14 protein-coding genes, 1 tRNA gene and 1 other RNA gene are annotated in these 14,126 nt (G+C 43.4%); 7 read left to right on the top strand and 9 right to left on the bottom strand.

Translation table 11 applies throughout. The features are described 5' to 3' along the window. Positions 1 to 48: 48 nt before the first annotated feature. From carA to greA, 3 genes are all read left to right on the top strand, one after another. Positions 49 to 1,188, top strand: a complete 1,140-nt coding sequence (gene carA / locus MWG72_RS01250) for a glutamine-hydrolyzing carbamoyl-phosphate synthase small subunit (protein WP_004280574.1) — start codon at positions 49 to 51, stop codon at positions 1,186 to 1,188. A 13-nt stretch (positions 1,189 to 1,201) separates the two neighbouring features. Then, on the top strand, positions 1,202 to 4,432 hold the full coding sequence (carB, locus tag MWG72_RS01245) for a carbamoyl-phosphate synthase large subunit (RefSeq protein ID WP_004280576.1): 3,231 nt from the start codon (positions 1,202 to 1,204) through the stop codon (positions 4,430 to 4,432). A gap of 91 nt (positions 4,433 to 4,523) precedes the next feature. Further along, the gene (greA, locus tag MWG72_RS01240) at positions 4,524 to 5,000 is read left to right on the top strand and encodes a transcription elongation factor GreA (RefSeq protein WP_004645764.1); all 477 of its coding nucleotides are present in this window, start codon (positions 4,524 to 4,526) and stop codon (positions 4,998 to 5,000) included. Between the two features lie 72 nt (positions 5,001 to 5,072). Here greA and MWG72_RS01235 read toward each other — a convergent pair whose 3' ends face one another. Continuing rightward, positions 5,073 to 5,666, bottom strand: coding sequence for a TetR/AcrR family transcriptional regulator (locus tag MWG72_RS01235; protein WP_004645766.1), 594 nt, complete (start codon positions 5,664 to 5,666; stop codon positions 5,073 to 5,075). Between the two features lie 136 nt (positions 5,667 to 5,802). Between MWG72_RS01235 and MWG72_RS01230 the strand changes: the two genes are divergently transcribed. After that, complete coding sequence (locus MWG72_RS01230; RefSeq protein ID WP_247143065.1) at positions 5,803 to 6,198, top strand: RidA family protein; 396 nt, start codon at positions 5,803 to 5,805, stop codon at positions 6,196 to 6,198. 112 nt (positions 6,199 to 6,310) lie between these two features. Continuing rightward, entirely contained in the window at positions 6,311 to 6,934 is a 624-nt protein-coding gene (locus MWG72_RS01225; RefSeq protein ID WP_247143064.1) for a CatB-related O-acetyltransferase, read from the top strand. Between the two features lie 2 nt (positions 6,935 to 6,936). Here the strand turns inward: MWG72_RS01225 and MWG72_RS01220 are convergent, their stop codons facing one another. The 5 genes from MWG72_RS01220 to coaD form a co-directional block, all read right to left on the bottom strand. Then, entirely contained in the window at positions 6,937 to 8,391 is a 1,455-nt protein-coding gene (locus MWG72_RS01220) for a KAP family P-loop NTPase fold protein (protein WP_247143063.1), read from the bottom strand. A gap of 85 nt (positions 8,392 to 8,476) precedes the next feature. Next, positions 8,477 to 8,553, bottom strand: a tRNA-Met gene (locus tag MWG72_RS01215). Positions 8,554 to 8,625: 72 nt separating this feature from the next. After that, an RNA gene (rnpB, locus tag MWG72_RS01210) (RNase P RNA component class A) lies at positions 8,626 to 9,003 on the bottom strand. Positions 9,004 to 9,029: 26 nt separating this feature from the next. Then, positions 9,030 to 9,293: a YfhL family 4Fe-4S dicluster ferredoxin gene (locus MWG72_RS01205; protein ID WP_004280584.1), complete on the bottom strand. Its 264-nt coding sequence runs from the start codon at positions 9,291 to 9,293 to the stop codon at positions 9,030 to 9,032. A gap of 1 nt (position 9,294) precedes the next feature. Further along, positions 9,295 to 9,786, bottom strand: a complete 492-nt coding sequence (gene coaD / locus MWG72_RS01200) for a pantetheine-phosphate adenylyltransferase (protein WP_004280585.1) — start codon at positions 9,784 to 9,786, stop codon at positions 9,295 to 9,297. Positions 9,787 to 9,925: 139 nt separating this feature from the next. Between coaD and smpB the strand changes: the two genes are divergently transcribed. Next, positions 9,926 to 10,405, top strand: coding sequence for an SsrA-binding protein SmpB (smpB, locus tag MWG72_RS01195; protein WP_004280586.1), 480 nt, complete (start codon positions 9,926 to 9,928; stop codon positions 10,403 to 10,405). A 54-nt stretch (positions 10,406 to 10,459) separates the two neighbouring features. Here the strand turns inward: smpB and MWG72_RS01190 are convergent, their stop codons facing one another. The 3 genes from MWG72_RS01190 to rluD are packed head-to-tail and all read right to left on the bottom strand — an operon-like array spanning position 10,460 to position 12,891. After that, positions 10,460 to 11,020 (bottom strand): flavodoxin family protein, encoded by a 561-nt coding sequence (locus MWG72_RS01190; protein WP_247143062.1) that lies wholly within the window; start codon positions 11,018 to 11,020, stop codon positions 10,460 to 10,462. Positions 11,021 to 11,060: 40 nt separating this feature from the next. Further along, positions 11,061 to 11,801, bottom strand: coding sequence for a peptidoglycan editing factor PgeF (gene pgeF, locus MWG72_RS01185; protein WP_180049609.1), 741 nt, complete (start codon positions 11,799 to 11,801; stop codon positions 11,061 to 11,063). Positions 11,802 to 11,838: 37 nt separating this feature from the next. After that, complete coding sequence (gene rluD, locus MWG72_RS01180; RefSeq protein ID WP_005265880.1) at positions 11,839 to 12,891, bottom strand: 23S rRNA pseudouridine(1911/1915/1917) synthase RluD; 1,053 nt, start codon at positions 12,889 to 12,891, stop codon at positions 11,839 to 11,841. 71 nt (positions 12,892 to 12,962) lie between these two features. Here rluD and MWG72_RS01175 point away from each other — a divergent pair, with 71 nt between their 5' ends. After that, on the top strand, positions 12,963 to 13,928 hold the full coding sequence (locus MWG72_RS01175; protein WP_004645775.1) for an outer membrane protein assembly factor BamD: 966 nt from the start codon (positions 12,963 to 12,965) through the stop codon (positions 13,926 to 13,928). Positions 13,929 to 14,126 lie beyond the last annotated feature (198 nt).

Raw genomic sequence — 14,126 nt, 5'->3', positions numbered from 1 at the left:
TTTTTCGTCTTCTCGCTTTTTTACAGCCTAAATTTCAGGAGCTTTGGTTTGAGCACCCCAGCAATTTTAGCCCTTGCCGACGGAACTATCTTTAAAGGTACTTCGATTGGCGCATCGGGTAGTACGACTGGTGAAGTCGTTTTCAACACTGCCATGACTGGCTATCAAGAAATTTTGACTGACCCGAGTTATGCACAGCAACTTGTGACACTGACTTACCCACATATCGGTAACACAGGCTGCAATGAAGAAGACGCTGAATCAGGTCGTATTCATAAGGTTTGGGCGAACGGATTGATCATTCGCGACCTGCCTTTACTGCACAGTAACTTCCGTTCAACCCAATCATTAGCTGAATATTTGGTACAACACAATGTTGTGGCAATTGCGGATATCGACACGCGTAAATTGACACGTATCTTACGTGACAAAGGTGCGCAAAATGGCTGTATCCTTGCTGGCGAAAATATCACTGAAGCTGAAGCGCTTGAAAAAGCACGTGCATTTGGTGGTTTAAACGGTTTAGACCTGGCAAAAGAATGTTGCGACCCTGAAGGTTTTGAATGGACTGAAGGCTCTTGGACATTAGGCAAAGGTTTCTCTCAACCAGAAGCTAAATTCCATGTTGTTGCATACGATTACGGTGTCAAAACCAACATCTTACGTATGCTCGCAGACCGCGGTTGTAAACTGACTGTTGTGCCGGCGCAAACTCCTGCTGCTGATGTACTTGCACTGAATCCAGATGGCGTGTTCTTATCGAACGGTCCTGGCGATCCGGCTGCATGTGACTACGCAATTGAAGCTGTAAAAACAATTGTAGAAACCACTGAAATTCCAGTATTTGGTATCTGTCTGGGTCACCAGATTCTTGCGCTTGCAAGTGGTGCTAAAACCTTAAAAATGCCTCACGGCCACCACGGTGCTAACCATCCTGTACAAAATCTAGATAACGGTACAGTGATGATTACTTCTCAGAACCATGGCTTCGCAGTCGATGAAAGCAATCTGCCTGATGTGTTGCGTGTAACGCATCGCTCACTGTTTGATGGCACCAACCAAGGTATTCATCGTACAGACAAACCTGCGTTCAGCTTCCAGGGTCACCCTGAAGCAAGCCCGGGTCCACATGACTGCGCACCATTGTTCGATCATTTCATCGAACTTATCGAAGCATCTAAGAAGTAATTAAGGAAGCATCATGGCTAAACGTACTGACATTAAAAGCATCTTGATTATTGGTGCTGGTCCGATTGTCATCGGTCAAGCATGTGAGTTTGACTACTCAGGTGCTCAAGCATGTAAAGCCCTTCGTGAAGAAGGCTACCGCGTTATTTTGGTCAACTCGAACCCAGCGACCATCATGACCGACCCAACCATGGCGGATGCAACTTATATTGAGCCAATTACCTGGCAAACTGTTGCAGCGATTATTGAGAAAGAACGTCCAGACGCTGTTCTTCCGACCATGGGTGGTCAAACGGCATTGAACTGTGCCCTTGCCCTCGATGAGCACGGCATTTTAGAAAAATTCAATGTTGAATTAATCGGTGCAACCAAAGAAGCGATTGAAAAAGCTGAAGACCGCAAACTGTTTGACCAGGCAATGCGTAAAATTGGTCTTGAATGTCCAAAAGCTGACGTTGCTGAGTCAATGGAACATGCTTTAGAAATTCAAGCACGTTTCGGCTTCCCAGTGATTATCCGTCCATCATTCACCATGGGTGGTTCAGGTGGCGGTATCGCGTACAACAAAGAAGAATTTATCGAGATTTGTGAACGCGGTTTCGATCTTTCTCCGACTAAACAATTATTGATTGATGAATCTTTAATTGGCTGGAAAGAATACGAGATGGAAGTTGTTCGTGACAAAAACGACAACTGTATCATTGTATGTACCATTGAAAACTTTGACCCAATGGGCGTGCATACAGGTGACTCAATTACTGTTGCCCCTGCTCAAACGCTTACAGATAAAGAATTCCAGTTACTACGTAATGCATCTTTAGCGGTTCTTCGTGAAATTGGCGTAGAAACAGGTGGTTCTAACGTACAGTTCGGTATTTGTCCAAATACGGGTCGTATGGTTGTGATCGAGATGAACCCACGTGTATCACGTTCATCTGCACTTGCATCGAAAGCAACCGGTTTCCCGATCGCGAAAATTGCGGCGAAATTGGCAGTGGGTTACACGCTTGATGAGTTGAAAAACGACATCACTGGCGGTACAACACCTGCATCGTTCGAACCTGCAATCGACTACGTTGTTACCAAGATTCCTCGTTTTAACTTCGAGAAATTCCCACAAGCGGACGCGACTTTAACCACACAGATGAAATCTGTCGGTGAAGTGATGGCGATTGGCCGTAACTTCCAGGAATCTGTACAAAAAGCCCTTCGTGGTCTTGAAGTTGGCGCTTCTGGTTTTGACGAAAAAATTGAAGTGGGGGCTGAAGGCGCGCGCGACAAAATCTTGCAAGAACTTAAAGTTCCAGGTCCAGAGCGTATTTGGTACGTGGGCGACGCATTCCGTCACGGCTTTACTTTAGACGAAGTATTCGCTGCAACGAACATTGACCGCTGGTTCTTGATTCAAATCGAAGACATCATCAAAACTGAAAACCAAATCAAAACTTTAGGTTTTGGTGATTTGAATGCGGACAACATCCGTGGGTTCAAACGTAAAGGTTTATCAGATCTTCGCATTGCCGACTTGATGGGCATTTCACAAAAACAATTCCGTAAACACCGTTGGAACCTGGGCGTAACGCCAGTTTACAAACGTGTAGATACATGTGCTGCAGAATTCGAATCTGATACAGCTTACATGTACTCAACTTACGATGAAGAGTGTGAAGCTAATCCGTCTGCGAAAGACAAGATCATGGTGATTGGTGGTGGTCCTAACCGTATTGGTCAAGGGATCGAATTCGATTACTGCTGTGTACACGCTGCCCTTGCGATGCGTGAAGACGGTTACGAAACCATTATGGTGAACTGTAACCCTGAAACAGTTTCAACGGATTACGACACATCAGATCGTTTGTACTTCGAACCAATCACTTTAGAAGACGTTTTAGAAATCGTACGTATCGAGAAGCCGAAAGGCATTATCGTTCAGTACGGTGGTCAAACACCTTTGAAATTGGCTCGTGCTCTAGAAGAAGCCGGTGCGCCAATTATCGGTACATCACCTGATGCGATTGACCGTGCAGAAGACCGTGAACGTTTCCAGCAAATGATTCAACGTCTGCAACTTCGTCAACCGAACAACAGCATTGTAAAATCTGCTGAAGAAGGTATGGCTGAAGCATCTAAAGTCGGCTACCCGCTTGTAGTACGTCCTTCTTACGTCCTTGGGGGTCGTGCGATGGAAATCGTGTACAACGACGAAGAACTCAAACGCTACTTACGTGATGCGGTTCAAGCATCTAACGAAGCGCCTGTTCTTCTTGACCGTTTCTTAGATGATGCGATCGAAGTTGACGTGGACTGCGTATCTGACGGTAAAGACGTTGTGATTGGCGGCATCATGCAGCACATTGAACAAGCGGGTATTCACTCAGGTGACTCGGCATGTTCGATTCCTCCTTACTCTCTATCTAAAGAGATTCAGGACGAAATGCGTCGTCAAACCGTGGCTATGGCAAAAGAGCTTGGCGTGATCGGTTTGATGAACGTTCAGTTTGCGGTTAAAGGCGAAGACGTTTACATCCTGGAAGTGAACCCACGTGCATCTCGTACTGTGCCATTCGTTTCTAAGTGTATCGGCGAATCTTTAGCGAAAGTTGCTGCACGTTGCATGGCTGGTCAATCTCTTGAGTCGCAAGGCTTCACAACTGAGATTATTCCTGAGCACTTCTCTGTCAAAGAAGCAGTGTTCCCGTTCAACAAATTCCCTGGTGTTGACCCGATCCTTGGCCCTGAGATGAAATCGACTGGCGAAGTGATGGGCGTTGGTAAAACATTTGGTGAAGCGTTCTATAAAGCTGTTTTAGGTGCAAATGAGCGTTTACCAGGTCTTCCAACTGAAGGCGAAGTGAAACACGCATTTATCTCTGTACGTGATTCTGATAAACCACGTGCGGCGGGTATTGCAAAACAATTGATTGACCTAGGCTTCAAGATTCTTGCAACTGATGGTACATTTAAAGTGATTAGCGATGCTGGTCTTGAATGTGAACGTGTCAATAAAGTAACTGAAGGTCGTCCTAATATTGTGGACCGTATCAAAAACGGCGAAATCCACCTTGTGATTAACACGACTGAAGGCAAAAAAGCACAAGAAGACTCATTCTCGATCCGTCGTTCAGCACTTCAAGGTAAAGTGTATAACACAACTACATTGAATGGTGCGGATGCAGTATGCCAAGCTTTAGCAATTAAATTGCCAATGGATGTATATCGTTTGCAAGACCTAACTAAAGGTTAATTCGCTTCCAAGAAGTCCCGCTACCTTCTTGGTGGCGGGCTTTTTTTTATTTATAGATTTTATATCTTTCAACTGACTTTTGAGGGACAACATGCAACGTTATCCTATGACACCTGAAGGCAAAATTGCCTTAGAGAAAGAATTACACCAACTGAAAACAGTGGATCGCCCACGTATTACAGCTTCAATTGCAGAAGCGCGTGAACACGGCGACTTAAAAGAAAATGCGGAATACCATGCAGCACGTGAACAGCAAGGCTTCTGCGAAGGCCGTATTCAGGACATCGAAGGCAAACTGGGTGCAGCTCAGGTGATCGATGTCAAAGAACTTGAACAGAATGGTCGTGTGGTTTTTGGTGTAACGGTCACGATTGAAAATCTGGATACTGAAGAACAGAAAACCTATAAAATTGTAGGCGATGACGAAGCAGACTTTAAGATCAACAAGATCTCAGTGAACTCGCCGATTGCACGTGGTCTTTTGGGCAAAAACGAAGGCGATGATGTGAAAATCAATACACCAAACGGTGAAGTTGAATACGAAATTGTGAAAGTTGAATATCTTTAAAATTTAAAGCTATTTAATTTAAAGCCCCTCGATTGAGGGGTTTTTTACCTTTATCCGCTTCCTACAAACGGATTAACTCTGTGCTTCTTTTAAAAACCCCGATGCAAATAAATTAAATGCATATAAGGCCTCAGTGAGTACCTGCTCAGGATGTTCGCTAGAAGCCACCCAGAGTGCTGCATTCATTGCAGCACCATTTAAAAATACCGCAGCAGCTTCCGGATCAACTGTTTTAATTCGATCTGCTACCAATAATTGCTCAACACATTCACGCGTGGACTGCAAACATCTGTTTTGACTTGGCCAATGTGCAGGATCACCCAGCACAGCCGGTCCATCACGCAACACAATGCGTTGGAATTCCGGATTTAAGGCATTTTGAATATAGGTCCGCCCTTCTAGCATCAAACCATCCCAAAGATCATCAGGCTGCTCCAGATGCTGCTGGGCAGATGAAGCCATTTCCGAATCGATTTGATCAACTACCGCAGCAAATAAGCCTTTTTTATCACCAAAATGATGATACAGCGCACCACGGGTCAATCCTGCTTCTGCCGTGAGCTTATCCATTGAAGTGCCAGCATAGCCATATGCTGCAAATGCACGGCGTGCCACTTCAATTAATTTCTTGCGGGTTTCCGCCATCTTTTGTTCACGAACAGACATGAATTACTTTACCTCATCATCATAAAAATTTTAATTGACATACGGACCGTATGTCAATTATGTTTACATACGAAGCGTATGTGAAAGTCAAGTTGCTTTCACTCACTGATAAATTAGATATTGAATGAGAATAGACATGACTAGAACTGCGATATTTCCCCAAGACCGCCATTCCCTGTATGAACAGCATGGTTATTCTGCTGCGATCAAATCGGAAGATTTACTCTTTGTATCGGGTCAGGTCGGTAGCCGTGAGGATGGCTCTCCAGAACCAGATTTCGAAAAACAGGTAGAACGGGCTTTTGAAAATTTAGCTGCGACATTGGCAGCAGCTGGTTGTACTTTTGATGATATTGTCGATGTCACCACTTTTCACACCGACCCAGAAGTACAGTTTGAAAGTATTATGAAAGTTAAGCAGCAAGTGTTTAATCAAAAGCCTTATCCAAACTGGACGGCTGTTGGCGTGACCTGGCTGGCAGGTTTTGATTTTGAAATTAAAGTCATTGCCCGTATTCCTCTCAGCGCTTAGGTCATATCAGCACGTGCTTTAGGATTTGCTTCACAAGCTGAATTGCGATTGTTGATTCAGCTTAAAGTGCAATTCGGTATAATGGCGCATTCCTTGTAGTTATAGCCTCCTCATGTCTGAAAAGTTAATTAATTCTCCTGTAAAGCATTGGTGTGAGTTCGAGTTTATTTCGAAAACGGTGAAAAATCCCAATATTCACATTAAAGGGAATTACTCATACTACTCAGCTTATTGGGATCAGGGTTTTGAGCGTTGTGTGGTGCGTTATTTACATGATAAGCCTGCAACGCCTGAGAAGCCGATTGACCAGCTCTATATCGGCAATTTTGTCTGTTTTGGTGCTGAATGCGTAATTATGATGGGAGGTAACCAGTTACACCGTACCGATTGGATTTCAGCGTTTCCGTTCGATACACGCAGTTTTGTGCCTGCTGGCGATACTGTTATTGGCGATGGCTGCTGGATTGGTTCACGCGCAATGATTATGCAAGGTGTGAAGCTTGGTGAAGGCGCGGTAGTGGCGACAGGCGCAGTCGTGACCAAAGATGTGCCACCTTATGCAGTTGTGGGCGGCGTACCTGCGAAAATTATTAAATACCGCTTTCCACAGGAAGATATAGAAAAGCTGCTTTCCATCAAAATCTATGACATAGACGAAAAGCAGTTTTTAAAAATGCGTGAGAAGTTACAGACGGATGATGTGGTTAGCTTGGTAAATTTTATATCTAATTCATAAAATTACAGTCCAGTTTTTATATAATTCATCCAAGATTCAATAAAATCACTAGTTTTATTCAAAGGGCTTATTGAAAATGCAGACAAATACTCTATGTACTTGCTCTCTTTCCAACTAGCATCATCTCTAATTCGCTCAATATTATGATGCTCATGAATAAAGCTACTCATAAAAAAATCTTCAACTTTATAATCCCATTTCAATATATCTCGCACCCATGTAGTATCAGTAATTGCATCAAACTTAGTATCAAAATTTAAATTAAGGTTATGTTTTTTCATAAAATCCCTCTTATTTAAATACAGATTATTAGATAAGAATTTAATAATTATTTCAAAATACCTAATATAATCATGTTGTACTGATAACGGTGTCATCATTAGGCTAATAAGAATTAAATTCTTGTTAGTTTCATTTGTCCTTAATAAAGCATATTGATTTAGCTTTTTAACTAACTCACGCGGATTTAATTTTTTCTCTAATTGCAAAGCTAAAACCCAAAAATAGAACTCGTTCACTTCATCTTTATTAGCTAACTCTCCTATTCGAAAGAGTTGTTCTTTGATAATATTTTCATAATTTTTTTCACACTTTTCTGAAGAAAGATGTACTGTAAAATCAATAAATTTTTCTAAATAATCACCATTCATCTCCGCTTCATAACCATACACACTTTTGATAGATTGTAATAATTGTGGCTTATTCATTACTAAAACAAAAACAATTTTTGGAATATCAAAAAAGTGCTTAATTCTTTCAATTAGACGAATTGCAAAATCGGGGCGACAGCGATCTAACTCATCAATAATAAAAACTAAAGGTTTTTCTAATTGAGCAGCAAGTTCGGCTAGTTCTTTTTTAAAATCTTGGATCGTTTGTTTTTCAATATGGTGATTTTCTATTTTCTTTTCGATTTGTTCTTTTACCTTAGATGCTATTTCATCACTAGCAGTATCGAAAACATCTTGCCCTTGTTTATAGACTTCCTGTATAGCTTCACCTGCACCACCTAGACCAATCCAATGCATACCTGCTTTGGCAGCGATCATAGGAATAACAGCAGCTAAAGAAATTAACACTGAGGCAGTCTTTGAATTAAAATCATTAATCTCTTCAATACCAGTTTCATCAGAATCTTTAAAAGCTTGGCTAATTTCAGCTGCAATTGTTAGAAAAGGATCATCTAAATAATCATTTGCAAACGCATCCAAATAAATAACGTTATGTTTCGTATCATCTAAATGCTTTGCCCAATGCCTTACAAACCATGTTTTTCCTTCACCCCAACGAGCATCCAAAGCTAAAACAGCATCACATTGTAGACGATCAACATAGTTAGTCAGTTGTTCACCCAAGCGACGTCGATCCCAGAGATCACCTTCCCAAGCTGTTTGAATATTCTCAAAATTATCTTTCTGCCAATTTATTTGATCTATAGTCATTTTATTAAATTTCATTCGTTTACAATTCATTCATTATATTCATTTTAATTTTTAAAGGCATAAAAAAACCCACTCAATCGGAGCGGGTTTTTTCAGAATATGGTGGCTATGACGAGACTTGAACTTGTGACCCCCGCATTATGAGTGCGGTGCTCTAACCAACTGAGCTACATAGCCTTAAACTGTGCGCGCATTATGGGATTTTCTGTAAATCACGTCAACCCCATATTGTGCTGTTTGATCAAAATTTGTTGAAGTGAGCCGATAAGCCGGGTTCTGTCGTGAACGATCATTCCTCTAGGCGCACAATCACTCATGCGCTCAAGCGACCTACCCGAATCCAGCATGGGCCATGCCTAATGGATTCCTATTTGGTCTTGCTTCCGGTGGGGTTTACCTCGCCATGAACTGTTACCAGCCATGCGGTGCGCTCTTACCGCACCCTTTCACCCTTACCTCCGATTCCGATTGCTCGAAAACATAATGAAGGCGGTCTTCTCTCTGCTGCACTTGCCGTCGGTTTGCACCGCCCAGGCGTTACCTGGCACCTTGCCCTATGAAGCCCGGACTTTCCTCCCCTGCTTCAATCACGGAGATTTCCACAGCAGCGATCGTCTGGCTCACTTCGAGCGGCATAGTATCAAATATCGAGACTAATTGCTTGATGTTTTTTGAGCAGTCAGTTTTTCATACTTGGCTTGCAGCTGTTCCTGCGTTTCGACATGATTCGGATCCAGTGGAATACAATCTACCGGACAGAACAACTGGCACTGCGGTTGATCATGATGTCCGACGCACTCTGTACATAAATCTGGATGAATCTCATAAATGAGTTCACCCATATAAATGGCCTCATTCGGGCATACAGGTTCACAGACATCACAATTAATACATTCATCGGTGATATATAAAGACACGCTACCAACCTTGTTGAAGTTTACGCTCGAAGGCCGCAACCACGTTTGGTGGTACAAACTTGGTTACATCACCTCTTAATCGAGCAATTTCACGCACCAAAGTGGATGAAATAAAAGAATATTGCTCTGAAGGGGTTAAAAATACCGCTTCAAAGTGGGAGTCCAGCTGACGGTTCATATTGGCCAGCTGAAATTCGTACTCAAAATCAGACACTGCACGCAAACCACGCAATACAGCAGTCGCCTTTTGCTCACGGAAAAAATTGACCAGCAAACCGTCAAAACCTACAAATTCAACATTGTCCAAATGACTCAATGACTCTTTTGCCAATGCGACACGCTCTTCCAGACTAAATACCGGATTTTTATGATGACCGATGGCAATCGCTACCACAACTTCATCAAACATTCGGGCTGCGCGGGTTACCAAATCAATATGTCCATTGGTAATTGGATCAAAAGTCCCCGGATAAATCACACGAGTTTTAGACATCCATTTGTACTCTGTTTGTTATGTAGAATCTTATTTTAGCAAAAACTTGTTTTTTTGGTGAATAATCCTCATTAATTTAAAAAACTTCACCTTATTTCTAGTTGCGGTACAATAGCAGCACGTTTGGAAGTATCAGATTATGGCGAAAGCATCTATTGTAGTAAAAAAAAATAATGGCGGTACCATTGCACTGAATAAACGTGCCCGCCACGATTATTTTATTGAAGAGAAATTTGAAGCGGGGCTTTCATTAAAAGGCTGGGAAGTCAAATCAATGCGTGCTGGTCGCATGACCATCGTAGAAAGTTATATTACCTTTAAAAATGGTGAAGCGTTCTTGTTTGGTGCACAGGTTCAGCCCTTGTTAAGTGCTTCGACCCATGTGGTGCCTGAAGCAACCCGTACCCGCAAACTGTTGCTGAATCGCCGTGAAATTGAAAAGTTGATGGGTGCGATTAACCAGAAAGGTTATTCCTGCGTTCCACTGGCCTGCTACTGGAAAGGTCCACATGCCAAGCTGGAAATTGCTCTGGTCAAAGGTAAGCAGCTTCATGACAAACGTGCCACCGAAAAAGACCGTGACTGGCAACGTGATAAAGCACGAATTTTCCATAAATAATGGATTAAAAATTGAATATAAAAAAACCTCCGCATTCGGAGGTTTTTTATAACTTTAAGCTTTACCGCCCAGTCTTGCCAGAGTCAGGGCAATATATTCCCCAAACCAGAACGCGGTTTTTAAATCACCTTCAGGTGGAGTCACTTCTACCGATGCGTTATCTGACTGGGTCATTAAACCCAAAAAGCTCGACATCCTGTTTAGATCCGTGACGGCACGTCCTGTCGGCATTAATGGCAATCCACTCCATAGCATACCGTGCTGCATGGCAAACAGATTGATTTGCTGCAAGACCGCCAGCTTGTCGCCACTGAGTCCACCACCATTGGTAAAGGCTGCTGCCAGCTTACCCTGCCAGCTACGTGCCAGCCAGCGCTTGGAAGACTGTTCCATAAACAGCTTCATGGCAGAGGTCAGACTGCCCATATAGGTCGGACAACCAAAGATAATTGCATCGGCGGCGTCCAGTACATCCCAGTCTATATGTTCGACATTCATCATATGCACCTGAACACCGGTTTCCCGTGCACCATCGGCAATAAAATTTGCCACTTTAGCCGTGTGTCCATAAGGACTGTGATAAACAATCGCAACAGATTTGGAAGATAGGGACATAACGCTCAAAAGCCAAAAAATTCAGTTAAGTTTAACATTTTCATGCCATAAACACGAATGTCGCCATACGCCCTGTTTTAGCTTCGCGGCGATAAGAGAAATATTCCTCTGCTTGACGATAAGAACACTGATCCCCACCCAATACGGTATTTATGCCGTGTTGCTGCAAGATATAACGTGCAATTGCATACAGGTCGGCATAATATTTACCTGCCTGTTCACCGACCTGAAATGCACTGTCCAGTTCAGGATATTTACCGCAAAAAGCTGCTTTTACTTCAGCACCAATTTCAAAACACGGCTGGCTAATTGCTGCCCCGAGCCAGGCCCAGGTCGGCGGAGTCTGCATAGCGGCAATGGTATTTTCGACAATCCCACCCGCCAGACCACGCCAGCCGGCATGCAGATTCGCCACTTCTGTACCTTCCGCATTACCTAATACCACCGGCAAGCAATCTGCCGTCATCATCATTAAGGCATGCGCCTTACGCTGCGTCACCAGACCATCTCCGACCAGTGCCTCAAAAGGCATCTGCTCATTAATACTATGACAGATGGTGCTATGCGTCTGGGTCATCCAGGTAATTTTATCTACGCCAAAGGCAGCGAAATCCTGCAATAAAGCCATACGATGCTGTTGTACCCGTAGCGCATTATCCTGCACATGCAAGGCCAAGTTAAAACCTGCAAGCTCAGGCTGTGCGGATGGCTGTACTTTCGCATGGTGAACGCGAGTCTGGCCGACATACACACCTTGTGGAAGTCCTGGTACAAATTGCATCTCGATTCCTTGCTTTGACGCGAGCTAAATAAAAAGATTAATAGGCTTTGTTTTCGGTACGCAGCACTTCAACCAGATTGGCAAAGTCTTCCGGCCACGGTGCTTCAAAGGTCATTTCTTCTTTGGTACGCGGATGGGTCAGACCGAGTTGTACAGCATGCAAAGCCTGACGCTTGAAGCCACGCAAAGTATCATCTAATAATTGCGATGCACCTGCAGGCATACGGACACGTGGCATATACACCTGATCGCCCACCAAGCCAAAGCCGATATAGCTAAAATGCACACGGATCTGATGGGTACGTCCAGTTTCCAGACGGGCTTGAACACGGGTAAAATGCTGGAAACGCTCTTTGACATTGTAATGCGTCACCGCGTCTTTACCACCTGGAAGTACGGTCATTTTCACACGATCCACCGGATGGCGTTTGATGGGTTCATCAATGGTACCGCCAGCAATAATATTGCCGTAAACCACCAGGTCATACAGGCGATATACTGATTTTTTCTCAAGCTGTTTGCTTAAGGCAAACTGTGCTTCCAGATTTTTGGCAACCACCAACAGACCACTGGTGTCTTTATCGATACGATGTACCAGACCTGCACGCGCCAGTTCAGCTGATTTCGGATAGTGATGCAATAAAGCATTCACCAAGGTGCCAGAACTATTGCCAGCGCCCGGATGCACTACCATGCCTACAGGTTTATTGATGACAATAATGTCATCATCTTCATAGATGATATCCAGTGGAATATCTTCCGGCAGACTGCGCGTTTGCGCTTCAAGCTCAACATTTAAAGTCAGGGTTTCAAAACCATCACTTTTAAATTTCGGCTTAACCGGTTGACCATTCACCAATAAATTGCCATCTTTAATCCATTGCTTTAATTTTTCTCGAGAAAAATCGCTCCAGACCATTGCGGCAATCTGGTCGATCCGTTGCCCGATATAAGTTTCATCCAGTTGAAATTGCAACGATAAACGTGTTGCAGTTGCTTCTGAAGTATGGTTATCTGCATCCTCAGAATCTTCAAGTAAATTGAAATCAGTATCAGGGATATTAGAATTGGAAGATTGTGCTTGACTCATTTGCTCATTCAGACAAAAGTGGTTTAATAGTGCAATTGTAGCTCATTGCCCGTATTAACAGAGGAATTTTTATGTCGCTACCACATTATAAAATGACAATGCTTGCTGTGACATTAGGCATTGCATCGGCAATGGTAGGCTGTAGCAGTAATCCAAAAAAAGAAGTCGTGGATAAAGGTCCGGAATCTAGCGAACAGGTTTATATTCAAAAAGCACAGAAAGCGCTAGATCGTAATCAATATACCGATGCAGCAAAACAGTTGGAAGCGCTGGAAACTTATTTCCCGACCAGTCAGTATGCCCCGCAAGCGCAACTGGAACTGTTGTATGTGAAATTCCAGCAAAAAGATTATGAAGGTGCGGTCGCACTGGCAGAGCGTTTTATCCGTCTGAACCCTCAACATCCAAATGTCGACTATGCCTACTATGTACGCGGTGTCTCAAATATGGAACAGAACTATAACGGCCTGCTGCGTTATACCTCACTGAAACAGTCGCATCGTGATGTCAGCTACCTGAAAGTGGCTTACCAGAATTTTGTTGATTTCATTCGCCGCTATCCATCTAGCACTTATGCAGTGGATGCAGCACAGCGTATGCAGTTTATCGGTCAGGAACTGGCTGAGCATGAAATGAACGCAGCACGTTTCAACATCAAGCGTAAGGCTTATCTGGCAGCAGTTGAACGTGGCTTGTGGGTGATTGAACATTATCCTCAAACTCCGCAGATTCCAGAAGCACTGGCAACGGTTGCTTATGGCTATGCTCAGCTAGGTGATAAAGCGACTTCTCAGCAATATGTGGATGTATTAAAGCTGAATTATCCGAATCTGGTGAAATCAGATGGGACGGTGAATCTGCGTGCAGCGCGTAGTGAAGGCAGCTTCTTTAACCGCGCGACACTGGGTATTTTTGGTAAAGAAGCCAAGACTGTAACCGACACCGATGCACAGTCTGATGCGCCAGAAAATGAAAAGCGCAGCATCACCAATCGCATTTCATTTGGTTTGCTGGATCGTCCTAAAACGGCTGAATAAAGCTAAAGAAGGCCGGCAGCATCAGCAAATAAGACAGCGCTTTACAGGTGCATTTTCCTCAAGGGCAAGGTATCATACCTGCCCTTTTGCGTTGTCTTGCCCAGGCTTGAACAAAACGTGCAAAAGGTATACAAAGGAACTTAAAATATTCAATGTCCAACTAGACTATTTTCATTTTTTCAGTGATTTAGACCTTAG

The organism is Acinetobacter lwoffii (assembly GCF_022967985.1).
In the GTDB taxonomy this organism is placed as follows: domain Bacteria; phylum Pseudomonadota; class Gammaproteobacteria; order Pseudomonadales; family Moraxellaceae; genus Acinetobacter.
This window is presented reverse-complemented; position numbering and strand designations above follow the sequence as displayed.

What these genes read in the sequence shown, in the direction of transcription:
- MWG72_RS01230 (WP_247143065.1), top strand. Translation starts at nt 5,803, where the DNA reads ATGACTAGAACTGCGATATTTCCCCAAGACCGCCATTCCCTGTATGAA.
- carB (WP_004280576.1), top strand. Translation starts at nt 1,202, where the DNA reads ATGGCTAAACGTACTGACATTAAAAGCATCTTGATTATTGGTGCTGGT.
- greA (WP_004645764.1), top strand. Translation starts at nt 4,524, where the DNA reads ATGCAACGTTATCCTATGACACCTGAAGGCAAAATTGCCTTAGAGAAA.
- MWG72_RS01225 (WP_247143064.1), top strand. Translation starts at nt 6,311, where the DNA reads ATGTCTGAAAAGTTAATTAATTCTCCTGTAAAGCATTGGTGTGAGTTC.
- MWG72_RS01220 (WP_247143063.1), bottom strand. Translation starts at nt 8,391, where the DNA reads ATGAAATTTAATAAAATGACTATAGATCAAATAAATTGGCAGAAAGAT.
- pgeF (WP_180049609.1), bottom strand. Translation starts at nt 11,801, where the DNA reads ATGCAATTTGTACCAGGACTTCCACAAGGTGTGTATGTCGGCCAGACT.
- MWG72_RS01235 (WP_004645766.1), bottom strand. Translation starts at nt 5,666, where the DNA reads ATGTCTGTTCGTGAACAAAAGATGGCGGAAACCCGCAAGAAATTAATT.
- coaD (WP_004280585.1), bottom strand. Translation starts at nt 9,786, where the DNA reads ATGTCTAAAACTCGTGTGATTTATCCGGGGACTTTTGATCCAATTACC.
- rluD (WP_005265880.1), bottom strand. Translation starts at nt 12,891, where the DNA reads ATGAGTCAAGCACAATCTTCCAATTCTAATATCCCTGATACTGATTTC.
- MWG72_RS01175 (WP_004645775.1), top strand. Translation starts at nt 12,963, where the DNA reads ATGTCGCTACCACATTATAAAATGACAATGCTTGCTGTGACATTAGGC.
- MWG72_RS01190 (WP_247143062.1), bottom strand. Translation starts at nt 11,020, where the DNA reads ATGTCCCTATCTTCCAAATCTGTTGCGATTGTTTATCACAGTCCTTAT.
- smpB (WP_004280586.1), top strand. Translation starts at nt 9,926, where the DNA reads ATGGCGAAAGCATCTATTGTAGTAAAAAAAAATAATGGCGGTACCATT.